This is a genomic window from Burkholderia sp. BCC0405, from assembly GCF_902833075.1.
In the GTDB taxonomy this organism is placed as follows: domain Bacteria; phylum Pseudomonadota; class Gammaproteobacteria; order Burkholderiales; family Burkholderiaceae; genus Burkholderia.
The window spans coordinates 1-18,075 of the sequence record NZ_CADFEO010000004.1 but is presented as its reverse complement, the minus strand read 5'-3'; the positions used below and the strand labels follow the sequence as shown (position 1 = coordinate 18,075).

Genomic DNA, 18,075 nt, shown 5'->3' with positions numbered 1-18,075 from the left:
CTGAGCGGTGTGTCCGTGGGCCAAGGGTCCGGTCAGATCTGGACCATCTCGAAGTCTTCCTTGCGGGCGCCGCATTCAGGACACGTCCAGTTGATCGGGACGTCTTCCCAGCGCGTGCCCGGGGCAATGCCCTCTTCCGGCAGCCCGGCTTCTTCGTCGTAAATCCAGCCACAAATCAGGCACATCCAGCTCTTGTATTCCATCTTAAGCCGCGTCGGGAAAGTCGGTAAATTCGGGAGCCATGATGGTACCGTGTCGGGGCCGGACTGCCTAGCAATCGCGCTGGAGTAACGCGACTACGTTGCGCTGCGCTAAAAAATCCGTCGTGCAGGCCGGATTCCGCCGCATAATGACTGAAAAGTGCGGCCTGCCGGGCAACACAGGGCCAAAAATGCCCATTTCGCCTCGCCGTCCGCATGCCCGTCGCTTTCCCGTTTTTCTCTTGCCCCATTTTTACATGTCCAGCAACGCCCCTCCGATCGTCCTCACCTTCGGCCTATCCGATCCCACTGGCGGCTCCGGCATTCAAGCCGATCTGATGACCTTGGCGAGCATGGGCTGTCACGGCGTGTCCGTCCTGACGGGCTACACCGTGCGCGACTCGGCCGCCTGCGACGAAGTGACCGGCCTCGATCCCGACGTGGTCGCCGCCCAGGCGCGCATGCTGCTCGAAGACATGCCGGTTGCAGCGTTCAAGATCGGCGCGGCGACGCGCGCGGAAGTCGTGAGCGCAATCGCCGAGGTCGTCGCCGACTACGACGGCGTGCCGCTCGTGCTCGCGCCGGACTTCACGCTCGACGACGAACACGTGCTCGCAGCCGACGACCTGCGCGAATCGATCGCCGACCTGCTCGCGCCGCAAACCACGCTGCTGGTCGCCGACTACGCGACGCTGATCGCGCTCGCGCAGCCCGACGGCGACGCCGAGGCGCCGAATCTCGACGCGGCCGTCTCGCACCTGCTGTCGCAGGGCTGCGAGTACATCCTGTCGTCCGAGACGGGCTCGCACCGGCTCGTCAACACACTGTACGGCGAGGAGGGCCAGCTCCGCGAGGACATGTGGGATCGCTCGCCGCACCGGCTGATGGGCATCACCGATACCTTGGGCGCGGCCATCGCGGCACTGCTCGCGAACGGCCAGGAGCCGCCCGAAGCAGTTCGCGAGGCGCAGGAATACCTGTACCAGTCCGTGCGTGACGCGTTCCGGCCCGGCATGGGTGCGTACCTGCCCGACCGGTTCTTCTGGGCGCGCAGCAACGAAGACTCGGACACGCCACCGGCCGTGAAGGCCGACCCGGTGCCGAGGACGTCGCACCGGCATTGAGGCGAACACGGCGGGGCATGCCACGCCGCTGCCCGCTGCCCATGTCACGGCCTTGGGGCGCGGCATCTTCGGCCACCCCGCGCATGCATCGAAATCCGTGCGCACATAAAAAAGACCCGCATCGCTGCGGGTCTTTTCTTTTGGCTGGAACGCGCATCGCTGCGCGCTCCGGACACCATCGACCGAAGTCGATTACATGTCCATGCCCATGCCGCCCATGCCGCCCGGCATGCCGCCCGGCATCGGTGCGTCTTCCTTCGGCAGTTCGGCAACAGCTGCGTCCGTCGTCAGCAGCAGGCCTGCAACCGAAGCTGCGTTCTGCAGTGCGGTACGCGTGACCTTGGTCGGATCGACAACACCGGCTTCGACCATGTCGACGTACTCGCCCGTCGCCGCGTTGTAGCCGTAGTTGCCCTGGCCTGCAGCAACTGCCGCCACCACGACGCTGGCTTCTTCGCCGCCGTTCGTGACGATCTGACGCAGCGGCTCTTCCATGGCGCGCAGCACGATCTTGATGCCGGCGTTCTGGTCGGCGTTAGCGCCGGTCAGGCCTGCGATCGCGGTGCGAGCGCGGATCAGCGCAACGCCGCCACCTGCCACGATGCCTTCTTCCACAGCTGCGCGCGTTGCGTGCAGTGCGTCTTCGACACGTGCCTTCTTTTCCTTCATTTCGACTTCGGTCGCTGCGCCGACCTTGATCACTGCAACACCGCCGGCCAGCTTGGCCACGCGCTCTTGCAGCTTTTCACGGTCGTAGTCCGACGTCGCTTCTTCGATTTGCGCACGCACTTGCTTCACGCGTGCTTCGATGTTCGCGGCTTCGCCTGCGCCGTCGATGATCGTCGTGTTTTCCTTGCCCACTTCGATGCGCTTCGCCTGGCCCAGTTCTGCCAGCGTTGCCTTCTCGAGCGTCAGGCCGGTTTCTTCCGCGATCACCTGGCCGCCGGTCAGGATCGCGATGTCTTCCAGCATCGCCTTGCGACGATCGCCGAAGCCCGGCGCCTTGACCGCAACGGTCTTCAGGATGCCGCGGATGTTGTTGACGACCAGCGTTGCGAGCGCTTCGCCTTCGATGTCTTCAGCGATGATCAGCAGCGGACGGCCTGCCTTCGCGACTTGCTCGAGCACCGGCAGCAGATCACGGATGTTCGACACCTTCTTGTCGTGCAGCAGCACGAACGGGTTGTCGAGGACGGCGACTTGCTTTTCCGGATTGTTGATGAAGTACGGCGACAGGTAGCCGCGATCGAACTGCATGCCCTCGACGACGTCGAGTTCGTCGGCCAGCGACTTGCCGTCTTCGACGGTGATGACGCCTTCCTTGCCGACCTTGTCCATCGCTTCAGCGATGCGATCGCCGATCGACGTGTCGCTGTTCGCCGAGATCGAGCCGACCTGTGCGATTTCCTTGTTCGTCGTGCACGGCTTGCTGATCTTCTTCAGCTCTTCGACAGCCGCTGCGACTGCCTTGTCGATGCCGCGCTTCAGGTCCATCGGGTTCATGCCCGATGCGACGTACTTCATGCCTTCGCGGACGATCGATTGCGCGAGGACGGTTGCCGTCGTCGTGCCGTCGCCTGCGTTGTCGCTGGTCTTGGAAGCCACTTCCTTGACCATTTGCGCGCCCATGTTCTGGAGCTTGTCCTTCAGCTCGATTTCCTTCGCGACCGACACACCGTCCTTGGTGACCGTCGGGCCGCCGAAGCTGCGCTCGAGCACGACGTTGCGGCCCTTCGGACCCAGCGTGACCTTGACTGCGTTGGCGAGAATGTTCACGCCTTCGACCATCTTCGAACGGGCGGAATCGCCAAATACGACGTCTTTAGCTGCCATCTTCTAACTCCTTGAATTCTTGGGAATATGTACCGTCGGTGGACGCTTACTTGGCGTTGACCACGGCCATGATGTCTTCTTCGCGCATGACCAGCAGTTCGTTGCCGTCGACCTTCACGGTCTGGCCTGCGTACTTGCCGAACAGGACGCGATCGCCGACCTTCACGTCGAGCGCGATTGCCGCGCCCTTGTCGTCGCGCTTGCCCGGGCCGACGGCCAGGACTTCGCCCTGATCCGGCTTTTCAGCTGCGGCGTCGGGGATCACGATGCCCGAGGCGGTCTTGGTTTCTTGATCCAGGCGCTTGACGATCACGCGATCGTGCAAAGGACGAAGGTTCATATTCACTCCTCTCTTGACTGAGATTGAAGAACGCTTAGGGAATCTGCCCGGCTTGGCGCCTGGCAGAGAATTGTTAGCACTCTCGTGCAGCGAGTGCTAATTATATGGACGGGTTTTGACAAATTCAAGAAGGGGGATCGGCGGTTTTTTTTCGGGCCGGCGAGGCGCGCCCGGCTTTGAGCCTTGATCACTTGAGCGTGTGCCCGGAACGACCGGGACGAGGCAGAAAAAGCGGAGATATATCAAGCAAAAACAATGACTTACAGAGACCCGCATCCGAGAGCCGATGTGAGCTGGAAAGACGTGTTGAGCCGCTTGTCCGAGCCGCCGGCACGGATCCCCCCGGTGACCACAGTACCCCAGGGAAATCCCGGACATCGAGATGCATCCAACAAATTAAATGGGGCGCGGACGCTCCGTTGCGCTCACGACTCGAACGCGCGGCAGCACCCTCGCCCCGTTGAACGGACGAATCGACCGGAATTTTCTACAGCAGCGCGGGCACCGGACTCTCGGAAATGGCACGCTGCGACACGTGGGCAGGGACCGCAAAACGCGCCACCGTCAAACCTTCGTCGACCGTATCGAGCCGGTAACCATGCGTATACACGGCACACAGTTGAAGCCCGTTTTCCGGACGAAGCACCAGCTTTTGTCGAAGTCGATAGATATGGGTGTCGAGACTCCGGGATGTTCCATCCAGTGCCCGCCCCCATACCAGCGTCGACAACGAGTCCCGGGAAAGCACGCTCCCGATGTTATTGAACAAGAAATTTGCCAGCGCAAATTCCTTTGCCGTCAAATCGATGATTTTCCCGTGCAGCGCAATGGTACGCGCAAGCGGATTCAGAACATACGCGCCGATCTCGACCCTGCTATCGAGTTTTTTGTTGCGGCCTTTTCGACGCAACAGCGCATTGACGCGAGCGGCCAACTCGATCTCGCGAAACGGCTTACCGATGTACTCGTCGGCGCCTGCGTCCAGCGCGGCAGCGACATCTGCTTCAAGCGTTCTCGCAGCCAGGAACAAGACGGCCGGTTCGTCTCCGACATTAGCCCGAATCCAGTGCAACAAATTCAGGCCGTCGGCATCCGGAATTCGCCAATCGAGCACGATGAGGTCGACCATCTCCCTTTTAAGATACCGGACGGCTCTCGCGCTATCGCACACCCGGAAAATTTCCCGATTCGTCCCTCGCAGCGCTCTTTCAAATGCGGACGCCTGACCCGGATCCCCTTCCACCAACAAGATACTCATAACACCCCCAGCCTTCGTCGACCCGAATGAGTTACATCGCACACCAAATCGATCGCACGGATACACCAGTACAAACTTGACGTCTTATTTTTAACCACTGCCGATCGATTGAAACCAGCCTCGCCTCAACACCCGATCGGTCACCCTGTTTTTGAGAGCACGCCTCCCCGCGATACACCGGGCGCCAACGTGCGGCGCGGGCGATACCGGTTGGCAGAACGCCGCAAGCGGATCATCGCGAGACTGCCAAGTACTCCGGCACCCTTATTGACGCCCCTCGTCCCCCCTCGAGCCGGCAATGAGTCGAACAGATTCGTCGTCGCTGGATGCAACGCAACCCATCCCGCTCATCAAGCATGTCAGTTAGATGTTACTGACATATCAGTAGAATATCGAAGCGCTAGCACGAGATCAAAGGGGGTAAACCCGTTCCCTAACCTTGACCCTTTTAGCCTTGAGTTGAAAACAGGGGACGCCCGCTCTAATATGTTAGTAATATTCTTTCGGCGATCGCTTAGGCACATGAACGGACTGACGGGTAACACCCTTGCCGAACAGGCTCACCAGAAACTCGAGGAACTCATCGTGACGCTGGAGCTCGCGCCCGGCAGCGTCTGGTCGGAGGCGTCGCTTGCGGAGAAGCTGAATACCGGGAGAACGCCCGTTCGCGAGGCCGTACAACGATTGGCTGCTTCGCATCTCGTTCAGGTCGTTCCGCGTCACGGCATCATGATTACCGTCCCGAACATTCACGATCAGTTGCTCGTGCTCGAAACACGCCGCGAACTGGAACGCCTCATCGCGCAACGCGCGGCGCGGCGCGCCTCGCCCGAGGAACGCGCGCAGATCCGCGACGTCGCTGACGAACTCGACGTGGCAGGTGAATCGCGCGACGTCGTCGCCTACTTGAGACGCGTATACGCGGTCAATCAACTTAGCGCGCAGTTTTCGCGAAATCGCTTCGCCGCCGAGGCCATTGCGCCGTTACATGCGTTGTCGCGCCGCTTTTACTTCATGTATCACAAGCAATTGAACGACTTGCCGACCGCAAGCCGGCAGCACACGCGGGTCGCACGCGCGATAGCTGACGGCGACGAGCAGCAAGCCGGGGTTTCATCAGACTTGATGATGGACTATATAGACGCATTTACGCGAGACTGCTTCACCCGCGATTTCGAGCCGAATCATCTGCGAATTGCGGTCTGACAACGCGCCGCTGCCGCCATTCAGCGCATTGACTTGGGCGGCGCCGTCTCATCTTTACATCGCGTCTTTATTTCACACCCTCGACGAAGCGAGCACGCCGCCACGCCTGGCATATGCCGCGCAAACTCAACGCCGCACATACGGCACCGACCTCTTCCGAGCCTTGCTTCGGCCACGTGAATATCGGCAGCGCCTCGACGTCGCGACTGACGATCGGCGCACGCAACGCGATGACTGCGATGTGAGGACGACGATCCTGTCCTGATATTTACGGGATCACGCCCGTCGCAACCCGCGACTGCGGGCTGTGCCGTCAACGCGCGATTCCGCACCGATGGATCAGCCCGTCCACCTGCGCCTCTCGAACGGGTTCAGAAATATAGTATCCCTGACAATCGATTTGTGGCATCGCTTGCAGCCACGAAAATTGAGCCTCGGTTTCAACGCCCTCGACGACAACATGCTTTCCCAAGCGGATCCCGAGTTCGACGAGCGTTTCGACCATGGTTCTCGATTCGACGTTCTCGTGGACGTCGCGCATGAAAGACCGGTCCAGCTTGAGCGTATCCACTTCGAGACGATGCAACTTGCTCAGCGACCAACACCCCGAACCAAAATCGTCGATTGCAACGCTCACTCCCATCCTCCGAATCGAAGCGATAGCTGCTGCGAGTGCTTCGATCGGCCCCGGATCGATGGATTCCGTCAGTTCAATTTGGAAATTCGCGGCACACACGGCATGCGAATCCAGAACAAGAGACAAGCGTTTTGCCACGCCGTCCCGGGTAATTTCACGAGCAGGAAAATTGGCAGACAGAGACAAGTTGTCGTATCCGAGTGCAGCCCAACCAGCAAGCACCCGCGCAGACTCATCGATCACGTAATCCGTAAATCGGCGTGTCAGATGCGAATTCTCGACAAGGTCAATGAACGCCGCCGGCATCAACACACCACGTTCCGGATGATGCCAGCGTATCAACGACTCGAATCCGGACAGCAATCCGGTCTGAAGGCGGAGCTTGGGTTGATAGACGAAAAAGAACTCTTTCCGAACCAATCCACGCTCCGCGTCCTCGACAAGATCATCAGTACTGCAACGCATGGCCATAGCATCCACAGCGATCTCCCACGCATGCACCCGGCATTGCAGCGCCTGCTGATACAGCCTCGCTCCCGCACCCTGCCTTCCGTCGGCCGTGCGTCAACATGCGGCTACTTCCACTGGTACAGCATGCCGGCGCCGATCACCCGCTGACCGCCGCTGAAGCCGCCGTTGATCGACGCCTTCAGGTTGTCCGTGATGCGGGCCTGCATGTTGACCGCCATCGCCTTCTGGCCGAGGAAGGTCGACGTACCCAGCCCCACCCCGAAGTTGGAATCGCGATCGAGCTGCGGGATCGACGCCATCGCGCCGACGGCTGCGATGCCCTGCTTCGCCATCTGGTCGGTCTGCTGCAGTTGCGAACCCAGCGAGTTGATCTGCGCCTGCTGGCCCGACAGGGCCGTCGACAGCGTCGACTGCACCGCATTGAGCTGGTTCACGTTGACCGCATCGGTGCCCTGCGTACCCGGTGCCACATTGATGATCTGGCGTTGCTGCGTGTCGCTGCCGACCGACACCACGTTCTGTCGGCCACCATCCGTCGAATTCGCGCCGATCGCCACCGAGTTCGAGCCGGCTGTGACGGTCGGCTTGTCGGTGCCAGTGCCGTTCATGTCGGCGGCGACGCCGGCGGCGCTCGTCGTATTCGTCGTCATCAACGTGGAAAGCTGACTCAACTGGTTGTTGATGTTCGTTACGCCGGTCGACAGCGAGGCCACGTTGTTGTTCGTCGTGCTCAGGCCGGTCGACAGCGAACCGATGCCGGCCGCCGTCGATGTCGACAGCGCGTTGATCGCAGTCGACGTCGATGTGGACAGCGAGGACACGTTGCTGTTGGTCGCGCTCAGGCCCGTCGAGAGCGAATTGATCCCGGTCGACAGCGATGCGACGTTCGTCGCGGTCGACGTCGACAGGTTGTTGACCGCCTGGTTCGTCGCGTTCAACTGGCTGCCGTTGATCGCGTCCGTGCTGGTGGCCGAGACCTGGCCGGCAGCGACGTTCGTGATCTGGCGTTCCGCACCCGGCGAACCGACGCTCAGGACGCCCACCGGATTGGTGCCGAAGACCGAGTACGTGACCCCGCCGACCGTGACGCTCGACACCGCGACCGCGTTGCCGGTGACCGAGTTCGCGCCGAGCGCGATCGAGTTGGCGACGTTCGCGGTGGCGTTCGAACCGAACGCGAGCGCGTTGGTGGCGCTGGCCGTGGCGCCCGAGCCGTAGGCCTGTGCACCGACGGCGCTTGCCGTGGCCTGGTTGCCGAGTGCGATCGTGTTGTCCGCGGTGGCCTGGCTCGAGCTGCCGAGTGCGAGCGCACCGTTGCCGGTTGCCGTGTTCGCGTTGCCGAGCGCCACGGCCCCGGTGCCGGTCGCCGTGTCGTCCGCACCCATCGCGACTGCGCCGGTACCCGTCGCGACGCTCGGGTCGCCGATCGCGACCGCGCCGTCGCCGCTCGCGGTGTTGCCGGAGCCGATCGACACGGCCTTGCCTCCTGTGGCCGAAGCGCTTTGACCGATCGCGACCGCGCCGTCCGATTGCGCGTTCGAGCCGTTACCGACCGCGACGCTGCTGGCGCCCGCGGCAGTTGCGGCTACGCCGGCGGCCAGCGAGTAGATCCCCGTCGCGGCGCTGTTCGCATAGTTCGCCCCTGCCGTACCGCCATCGTTGACGCTGTAGTAGTGCGTCTTCGCGGCTTCGATCGCGGTCGAGGTCGACGTGGACAGCGACGTCATCGAACTGTTGGTCGAGCTGAGGCCCGTGGAAAGCGAGCCGATGCCGGTCGACGTCGAGGTGGACAGGGACAGGATCGTGCTGTTCGTGCTGCTCAGGCCGGTGGACAGCGAGTCGATGCTCGTCGAGGTCGACGTGGACAGCGAGGAGATCGAGCTGTTGGCCGACGACAAGCCGGTCGAGGTCGACGTCGACAGCGATGCCACCAAGCTATTGGCCGAACTCAGGCCGGTGGACAACGAGCTGATGCCCGTCGAGGTCGACGTGGACAACGAGGAGATCGAGCTGTTTGCCGACGACAGCCCCGTCGAGGTCGATGTGGACAGCGAGGAAATCGAGCTGTTGGCCGAAGACAAGCCCGTCGAGGTCGACGTCGACAGCGACGACACCGTGCTATCGGTCGAGCTCAGGCCGGTCGACAGCGAGGAGATCGAGCTGTTAGCCGACGACAAGCCCGTCGACGTCGACGTCGACAGCGACGACACCGTGCTATCCGTCGAGCTCAGGCCGGTGGACAGCGAGGAGATCGAACTGTTAGCCGACGACAAGCCCGTCGAGGTTGACGTGGACAGCGAAGAAATCGAGCTGTTGGCCGACGACAAGCCCGTCGACGTCGAAGTCGACAGCGACGACACCGTGCTATCCGTCGAGCTCAGGCCGGTCGACAACGAGCTGATGCCCGTCGAAGTCGACGTCGACAACGAGGAGATCGAGCTATTCGCCGACGACAGCCCCGTCGACGTCGACGTGGACAGCGAAGAAATCGAGCTGTTGGCCGACGACAAGCCGGTCGAGGTCGAAGTCGACAGGGACGACACCGTGCTATCTGTCGAGCTCAGGCCGGTCGACAGCGAGGAGATCGAGCTGTTCGCCGACGACAGCCCCGTCGAGGTCGATGTGGACAGCGAAGAAATCGAGCTGTTGGCCGACGACAAGCCCGTCGACGTCGAAGTCGACAGCGATGACACCGTGCTATCCGTCGAGCTCAGGCCGGTGGACAGCGAGCTGATGCCCGTCGAAGTTGACGTGGACAGCGAAGAAATCGAGCTGTTGGCCGACGACAAGCCCGTCGACGTCGATGTCGACAGCGATGACACCGTGCTATCCGTCGAGCTCAGGCCGGTGGACAACGAGCTGATGCCCGTCGAAGTCGACGTCGACAACGAGGAGATCGAGCTATTCGCCGACGACAGCCCCGTCGACGTCGACGTGGACAGCGAAGAAATCGAGCTGTTGGCCGACGACAGGCCCGTCGAGGTCGAAGTCGACAGGGACGACACCGTGCTATCCGTCGAGCTCAGGCCGGTCGACAGCGAGGAGATCGAGCTGTTCGCCGACGACAAGCCCGTCGAGGTCGACGTCGACAGCGAAGAAATCGAGCTGTTGGCCGACGACAAGCCGGTCGAGGTCGAAGTCGACAGGGACGACACCGTGCTATCTGTCGAACTCAGGCCGGTCGACAACGAGCTGATGCCCGTCGAAGTCGACGTCGACAACGAGGAGATCGAGCTGTTAGCCGACGACAAGCCCGTCGAGGTCGAAGTCGACAGGGACGACACCGTGCTATCTGTCGAGCTCAGGCCGGTCGACAGCGAGGAGATCGAGCTGTTCGCCGACGACAGCCCCGTCGAGGTCGATGTGGACAGCGAAGAAATCGAGCTGTTGGCCGACGACAAGCCCGTCGACGTCGACGTCGACAGCGACGACACCGTGCTATCCGTCGAGCTCAGGCCGGTGGACAGCGAGGAGATCGAACTGTTAGCCGACGACAAGCCCGTCGAAGTTGACGTGGACAGCGAAGAAATCGAGCTGTTGGCCGACGACAAGCCGGTCGAGGTCGAAGTCGACAGGGACGACACCGTGCTATCTGTCGAACTCAGGCCGGTCGACAACGAGCTGATGCCCGTCGAAGTCGACGTCGACAACGAGGAGATCGAGCTATTCGCCGACGACAGCCCCGTCGACGTCGACGTAGACAGCGAAGAAATCGAGCTGTTGGCCGACGACAAGCCCGTCGACGTCGACGTCGACAGCGACGACACCGTGCTATCCGTCGAGCTCAGGCCGGTGGACAGCGAGGAGATCGAACTGTTAGCCGACGACAAGCCCGTCGAAGTTGACGTGGACAGCGAAGAAATCGAGCTGTTGGCCGACGACAAGCCGGTCGAGGTCGAAGTCGACAGGGACGACACCGTGCTATCTGTCGAACTCAGGCCGGTCGACAACGAGCTGATGCCCGTCGAAGTCGACGTCGACAACGAGGAGATCGAGCTATTCGCCGACGACAGCCCCGTCGACGTCGACGTGGACAGCGAAGAAATCGAGCTGTTGGCCGACGACAGGCCCGTCGAGGTCGAAGTCGACAGGGACGACACCGTGCTATCCGTCGAGCTCAGGCCGGTGGACAGCGAGGAGATCGAGCTGTTAGCCGACGACAAGCCCGTCGAGGTCGACGTCGACAGCGAAGAAATCGAGCTGTTGGCCGACGACAAGCCCGTCGACGTCGACGTGGACAGCGAAGAAATCGAGCTGTTGGCCGACGACAGGCCCGTCGAGGTCGAAGTCGACAGGGACGACACCGTGCTATCCGTCGAGCTCAGGCCGGTGGACAGCGAGGAGATCGAGCTGTTCGCCGATGACAAGCCCGTTGAAGTTGACGTGGACAGCGAAGAAATCGAGCTGTTGGCCGATGACAAGCCCGTCGAGGTCGACGTGGACAGCGAAGAAATCGAGCTGTTGGCCGACGACAGACCGGTCGACGTGGATGTCGACAGCGACGACACCGTGCTATCGGTTGAGCTCAGGCCGGTGGACAACGAGGAGATCGAGCTGTTAGCCGACGACAGGCCCGTTGAGGTCGACGTGGACAGCGAGGAGATCGAGCTGTTGGCCGATGACAAACCGGTCGAGGTCGAGGTGGACAGCGACGACACCGAACTGTTGGTCGATGACAAACCGGTCGAGGTCGAGGTCGACAATGAGGTAATCGAGCTGTTGGCCGACGACAAGCCCGTCGACGTCGAACTGGACAACGACGTAATCGAGCTGATGGCCGACGACAAACCGGTCGACGTCGACGTCGACAGCGACGACACCGTGCTGTTAGTCGAGCTCAGACCGGTGGACAGCGAGGTAATCGAGCTGTTCGCCGAGGACAGACCCGTTGAGGTCGACGTGGACAACGACGTCAATTGGGAAAAATTCACCGCGTCGGTCGGATTCGTACCCGCCGCCAAATTCGTGATCTTGTTGTTGTTGAGCGATGTCACGCCTGACAACGTTATCCCGCTTGGGCCGTAGAGCGTAATCGTACCCGTGGCATTGTTTCCGGTCTGCCCGACCCAGATATAGGCTTTAGTGCCACTGACGCCGCCGCTAGCATTCGGGCTCTCCGCTATGATTACGCCAGTCCCGGTTCCGCAGTTTCCCTCGGACCCAGTCCAAGCACCGGTTGTTAACGAAGTGTTCGTCCCCTGAAGACTCGTCGTGGACGCAGAATTGCCATTACAATTTCCAATGGCACCCGCCCACGCATCAAGGGGCAACGCTGCTGTCGCCAAGATTCCTGTTGCAGCCAGAATTCCTGAGACACCAGGCCCAAATCGCATCGTCTGCGGGCGAAATGCGCTCTGGTCAGACGAATTCTCACCTTCCTGCAAACAAGCGCTCTTTGAAGCCTTACCGCGCGCATGCGTCAGCTCGGACGTCGCAACCCACACGCCCAGCGACTCATTCCAGATCGATCGAAATATCCGATTCATTACCCACCCCGCCTAGTTATTCACCCGGGCACTCATTGACCTCACGACCATCAAATTAATTAATTTAATTTTGATCGAAAATGAATTAATGAACTGCCATCAAAACAATATTTTTAGCCTCTTGCCGAAGACGCACCACTTCGATTACTCGCAAGCCACACTAGTTGTTTCGATAGTGCTTGGCGTTGAGCGACCGCCTTGACAAGCAATTTCGCCAAGCACGCAATGTTCAAGCAGGTGCCACACATATAATTCATCGAAATTTAATGAGTGCGCGCATGTTTCCCGGCGCTCATATCGACACATACCGTACTTATCGGGTAAGCCACGACAGAAGCACCTCGAAAAGCCGAAACCTTTTTAGCTGCAACAATTAAATAATAATGAGGCGCCTCAGTTCACGACATAAACCGTGATCACTACGGCACCAGGCTTGCCATGTCAATTGGCACGACAACCATTTTATATTTCGATCCCGCCTGACTCATCCCAAGCGACACAACCACCTAGAGGCGCGGAACATCCTACCTTCACTCCACTGCGAAGATCGAACGCGTCAATCGTCACGATCAAGGCTGGATATCTCAAACTGCTTGCGATCTTTATCGCGAATCCACTCGGGCGCGCGCCCTACCCCTGACCATGTCGCTCCACTGACAGGATCAAAGTAGCGCGGCCGCCGCTTGGTCGCCCGCCGCAGGACATCGACGGTAAAAATATCTTCTGGAGCAAAACCGAACTCTCGAACGCAATACCTGATCTCGAGCAAAATCGCCTCCATGGCGTTTCGGCGCTCCTCTGCAATCCGAGACTCCAGTTTCAATTTTGTATCCAGATACTGTCGAAACGAATCCAGCTTGCTCATTGAGATAATTACAAACCGCCGTTCATCATCAAGAAAATGTCGATCGAACCGACAACCCGAAAACATCATGCGATTCGCTTCATTATTTGTTACTTGTCGCAGATGAATCGCACACTAGCGACAGCCAATCATTATTCGCTGCCCCGCCCTGCCCTACGCACAATCCCAGACACAAAAACATCCGGAGCGGGCCCTACTCCTGCTTCAACAAGCCCTATGACGCATCGTATATCTGCAACGAGCAGTAATTGACAACATTTGTCACACATCATTCGCACCCCAATTGATCCAATTCGTTCATAAAAGTTGACAAAAAGATTGTCGATAAATGCCACTCTATTACGCAAATCAGACCTGCCGCGAGGCCACGAGGCCACGAGGCGTCAATTCAAATCATTGCAATTGCCTTTCAATTTATTTAAAAAAGTAATCAGCTCCAATGCAAGCAGGCATGCGCGGATTCGAGCAACACGATGAAAAATGGTGCCAATGAAAATTCTTGCCGTTGACGACGAACCAGCACAGGTGGCGCTTCTCCGCGACACACTGATCGCCGAGGGATACGATGTACGGAGCGCCACCGCGGGCGCGGAGGCCATCCGCTTCCTCGGAACGGACACCGTCAATCTGGTCGTGCTGGACTGGAACTTGCCGGATATCTCCGGACTGGAAGTCCTCGCCTGGATTCGCACACGAATCGGCAGAGATCTCCCCGTGCTGTTCCTGACGAATCGAGTGCGCGAGGACCATCTTGTCGTCGCACTTGAGGCAGGCGCCGACGACTACATGGTCAAGCCCATCCGTCGCAATGAATTGATCGCAAGAGTCCGTGCTCTCCTGCGGCGGGCCTATCCAGTTAACTCAAATCCGACATCGATCAATATTGGTCGTTATCGTCTGGATCTTGCGACCGAGACCGTATTCTTGAGCGATGAGCCGATCAAACTGACATCCAGAGAATTCACCGTTGCCGTTGCACTGTTTCAAAATTGTGGCCGCGCAATGCCGCGAGAAGCACTGATCAAGTCGATATGGGGGCGCCATAGCGACCATATTTCCCGTACGCTCGACACCCATATCTATCGAGTGCGGTCCAAGCTGCGTCTCTGCCCCGAAAACGGTGTTCGGCTTCGCGCTGTGTACAACCACGGCTACCGCCTGGAACTGGTCGATTCGACTCACTCGAGCAATGCCGAATAGCCAAGGCTCGCCTTCGTTTCAATACTTGGGCACCGCGTACGCGCCGAGGTCGTTACGGCAACGACCTCGGCCTTTCGAGCGTCACGCTGTCCAATCCAGTCCAGAGCCATGACGTTGTGCACGACCGGCCGGTGTACGAGCCGCTGCTCAAGATGAGATCCGTGATCGATGAATACCGCCGTGGATTCTGGGCAAACGGGGCGGGCGACGGCCCTGCGTGATCCTGTCACTGCTCGTTCAGTTGCACGGTGAAGATTAGTTCCTGCAGTCGGACGATCGCGCCGAACAGACCGCCGTGCGACGAGTTCATCCTGGCGAGCCTTCGCCTACGCATTCGTCGCCTATGTCGGCTTAAACCTGTCTTTCACAGACAACTGCCTGTCGACATCAGTGATCGACGCGCCATTGACTATGGCTTCCATCTCTGTCGGTGCCGTCAATTGCCAGGCGAGCGCCGTGACGGTCAGAATTCGATCCAGGGAATATTGCATTTCTCAACCTCAAATCGGAAGCCACGGATCGCATCCATCGCCCCCAGATTCAACTGCCCGAAATCCAACCGGGTGCCGGGCCGAAGAGGAAACGTCATTTCGGGCATCGGTACGATCGCGACCCACACTCGAAGCTGCACGAGCCGGCGTTACCGGGCCCGCTCGCGCTGCTGCCCGATGATCGACTTCGTCGAGCCCTGGATCAGTCGAGCATCAAGTGGCACAGGCTGGCCGTGTGCGGGATGATAGACAAGCCAGACCAGGAAAATAACCAGTGCGACCGCACTTCCCCACAGCGTCAACAAAACACGCATCCTCACTTCACCTTCGCCGGTTTTACCGCGGCATGTATGACTTTTTCCTGCGGTGTCGGCGCCGTCTCCAGGACGATCACCTGTGTCACGACAAGTCCGCAGATCACCAGACCGCACATGCCGAGCATCGCTTTATTCATTTCGGCGCCACCACTACATCGTTAGTCCAGATGTCCCGATCGACCGCATCGGCGAGGACGCACCCACGGGCAGCTGAAGTGTGACTGCAAGCCTCGAGGCGATTCGATTGCCGAACAGGCGGCTACGCCGTGCGCATCGACCTTGATACCGCCGGTCGCGCACACGTTGCCGCCGACGCTACAGGGCGTACAAGTCGTGAAAGATCTCGAGCCTCGATAGCAAGCCAGATCTTTCGACAAACCTTGAACACATCCGCGGTTACATCACTCGTTGCATCAAAAAAAAGCCAAGCACGAGCTTGGCGTCAAATCCGAGGGGAAATGCTCCGGTAACAGAGCAGTGACGATGGTACGCGTCCGCACACGGCGAGATTTGAACGATTGTCACATTCAGAAAGAGGGATCATTTGCGGCCTTCGGCGATCATCGTCACCGGCCTGCGAGAACCGGCCATTCAAAAGCAAGCGAACGATCGGCTCAACGACGGAAGCGCGCCTCGTCCGGAAGCCTCGCTTCGGCAAAAAGGTCCGTCCGAATCTGAACGAGCCTCAACATCAACCGTCGGAACCCCGCACGAATACGACAAATAAACCCTTACAACGCAAACCCTGACGAACGGCCGCACGCACAGCCGGCGGGCTCGCACGGTTCGCGAATTTCACCCGGCCTGTTTGCGCACCGGGAAAGCACGGAGTTCGTGCGGCCGGTGACATCGCATAATGAACCTCAATAGCGACGCCGATTCCGTCCTCTGGAACGCGCCACTTGGCGCGCGCCGGATGTCTCTAGCGCCGCCCCTCGCTAATCTATCGATCCGCGTCAGACCATTCATTTTCATTACGCCGATATTTACGTTTCAATTCTCTGCTAAACGCGTAATACCCGCTGTCCGTAAGCCCTTGGATTACATTCAGTAATTTAATGCGAATCATTCTCGTTTACATTGACTTTCCCATTTGACACTCCTACGATGCGCCGCGTTGCGTTCATCTTCATGCTCCGGCCAATCGGCGCCGAGCGTCCGGACAGCGACCGACAAGCAGGATTCCACACTAAATAGAACCACGGATTTGATATGAAGTTTGCGTCGTCCCAGGGAGACAGCGTCCGCGCCCGGATGCGCCCCGCCGCCTGTGCGGCCATCCTCGCGTGCGCGTCGTTCGCGAGCGGCACGGCTTTCGCCGAAGTGCCGGTCGACGCGCAGCCCGAAGCACCCGAGGCCGACCTGGCGATCCAGGCGAAGCCGACCAACATGTGGACCGGCGTCTGGACCCGCCAGAACCTGCTCGGCGACATGGGCGGCATCCGCCCGTGGCTCGGCAAGTACGGCGCGACGCTGCAGATCACCGAAACCAGCGAATACCTCGCGAACCTGCGCGGCGGCCTGAACCGCGGCGGTGCCTACGACGGACTGACGACAGCCACGTTGACGGTCGACACGCAGAAAGCGATCGGCTTGGCCGGCGGCACCTTCAACGTCAGCGCGCTGCAGATCCACGGCACCAACCTGAGTGCACGGAACCTCGGCACGCTCAATACCGCGAGCGGCATCGAGGCGCAGGGCACGACGCGCCTGTGGGAGCTGTGGTACCAGCAGTCGTTCCTCGACAAGCGCGTCGACGTGAAGATCGGCCAGCAGAGCCTGGACCAGGAATTCATGGTCAGCACGTATGCGAACACGTTCGTCAACACGATGTTCGGCTGGCCCGCACTGCCTTCGTACGACCTGCCCAACGGCGGTCCCGCGTACCCGCTCGCCGGCCTCGGCATGCGCGTGCGCGCGCAGATCACGCCGAAGCTCACTGCGCTCGCAGGCGTGTTCGACGGCGATCCGCTCGGCAACAACCCGAGCAACCTCAGCGGCACCAACTTCAACCTGCACAACGGCGCGCTCTACATCGGCGAGCTGCAGTACGCGCTGAACCAGCCGGCCGACGGCGAAATGGACACCGGCCGCTCGAACGGGCTGCCGGGCACCTACAAGATCGGCGTCTGGTATCACAACGGCCGCTTCGCGGACCAGAACGTGGGCACCGACGGATTGTCGCTCTCGGATCCCGCATCGAACGGCGACGCGCAGCAGCACCACGGCAACTACAGCTTCTACGCGGTGGCCGACCAGATGATCTGGCGCCCCGACCCGAGCGGCGCGAAAAGCCTCGGCGTGTTCGCACGCGTGATGGGTGCGCCGGGCGACCGCAACCTGGTGAGCTTCTCGGCCAACGCAGGGATCGTGCTGAAGGCGCCGTTCGAAGGCCGCGACAACGACAGCGTCGGCCTCGGCGTCACGTACATCCAGGTCGGCAGCCACGTGACCGACCTCGACCAGGCCGCGCGGACGTTCGCGACCGGCCCGTACGGCGTGCGCACCCGCGAGACGACGCTCGAGGCGACCTACCAGTACCAGGTCAACCCGTGGTGGATCGTCCAGGCCGACGCGCAGTACACGTTCAACGCCGGCGCCGGCCAGAACCCGAGCGACGCGACCCAGCCGCTGCGCAACACGTTCG

At 60.4% G+C, this 18,075-nt stretch carries 12 protein-coding genes; 4 read left to right on the top strand and 8 right to left on the bottom strand.

Annotated elements, in window-relative coordinates:
- Window positions 1–32 precede the first annotated feature (32 nt).
- Entirely contained in the window at window positions 33–203 is a 171-nt protein-coding gene (locus HWX36_RS07320) for a rubredoxin (RefSeq protein WP_004186709.1), read from the bottom strand.
- Window positions 204–457: 254 nt separating this feature from the next.
- Between HWX36_RS07320 and HWX36_RS07315 the strand changes: the two genes are divergently transcribed.
- Window positions 458–1,324, top strand: coding sequence for a hydroxymethylpyrimidine/phosphomethylpyrimidine kinase (locus HWX36_RS07315; protein ID WP_175951515.1), 867 nt, complete (start codon window positions 458–460; stop codon window positions 1,322–1,324).
- Between the two features lie 192 nt (window positions 1,325–1,516).
- Here the strand turns inward: HWX36_RS07315 and groL are convergent, their stop codons facing one another.
- From groL to HWX36_RS07300, 3 genes are all read right to left on the bottom strand, one after another.
- Window positions 1,517–3,157, bottom strand: a complete 1,641-nt coding sequence (gene groL / locus HWX36_RS07310; RefSeq protein ID WP_175951514.1) for a chaperonin GroEL — start codon at window positions 3,155–3,157, stop codon at window positions 1,517–1,519.
- 46 nt (window positions 3,158–3,203) lie between these two features.
- Window positions 3,204–3,497 (bottom strand): co-chaperone GroES, encoded by a 294-nt coding sequence (gene groES / locus HWX36_RS07305; protein ID WP_175951513.1) that lies wholly within the window; start codon window positions 3,495–3,497, stop codon window positions 3,204–3,206.
- 487 nt (window positions 3,498–3,984) lie between these two features.
- Window positions 3,985–4,755 (bottom strand): response regulator transcription factor, encoded by a 771-nt coding sequence (locus HWX36_RS07300; RefSeq protein WP_175951512.1) that lies wholly within the window; start codon window positions 4,753–4,755, stop codon window positions 3,985–3,987.
- Between the two features lie 522 nt (window positions 4,756–5,277).
- Here HWX36_RS07300 and HWX36_RS07295 point away from each other — a divergent pair.
- Entirely contained in the window at window positions 5,278–5,961 is a 684-nt protein-coding gene (locus HWX36_RS07295) for a GntR family transcriptional regulator (RefSeq protein WP_175951511.1), read from the top strand.
- 313 nt (window positions 5,962–6,274) lie between these two features.
- On the opposite strand, the gene HWX36_RS07290 is transcribed toward HWX36_RS07295, so the two are convergent.
- The 3 genes from HWX36_RS07290 to HWX36_RS07280 all read right to left on the bottom strand — a co-directional run bounded on the left by HWX36_RS07290 (window position 6,275) and on the right by HWX36_RS07280 (window position 13,420).
- Complete coding sequence (locus HWX36_RS07290) at window positions 6,275–7,069, bottom strand: EAL domain-containing protein (protein ID WP_244136342.1); 795 nt, start codon at window positions 7,067–7,069, stop codon at window positions 6,275–6,277.
- 104 nt (window positions 7,070–7,173) lie between these two features.
- Window positions 7,174–12,546, bottom strand: coding sequence for a YadA-like family protein (locus HWX36_RS07285; RefSeq protein ID WP_279613382.1), 5,373 nt, complete (start codon window positions 12,544–12,546; stop codon window positions 7,174–7,176).
- A gap of 565 nt (window positions 12,547–13,111) precedes the next feature.
- Entirely contained in the window at window positions 13,112–13,420 is a 309-nt protein-coding gene (locus HWX36_RS07280) for an H-NS histone family protein (protein ID WP_244136336.1), read from the bottom strand.
- Between the two features lie 489 nt (window positions 13,421–13,909).
- On the opposite strand from HWX36_RS07280, the gene HWX36_RS07275 reads away from it, so the two are divergent.
- Window positions 13,910–14,620, top strand: coding sequence for a response regulator transcription factor (locus tag HWX36_RS07275; RefSeq protein WP_175951509.1), 711 nt, complete (start codon window positions 13,910–13,912; stop codon window positions 14,618–14,620).
- 807 nt (window positions 14,621–15,427) lie between these two features.
- Here the strand turns inward: HWX36_RS07275 and HWX36_RS07270 are convergent.
- Entirely contained in the window at window positions 15,428–15,565 is a 138-nt protein-coding gene (locus HWX36_RS07270) for a hypothetical protein (RefSeq protein WP_175951508.1), read from the bottom strand.
- Window positions 15,566–16,640: 1,075 nt separating this feature from the next.
- On the opposite strand from HWX36_RS07270, the gene HWX36_RS07265 reads away from it, so the two are divergent.
- Window positions 16,641–18,075: carbohydrate porin (locus tag HWX36_RS07265; protein ID WP_175951507.1), on the top strand; the 1,435-nt coding region annotated here is incomplete at its 3' end.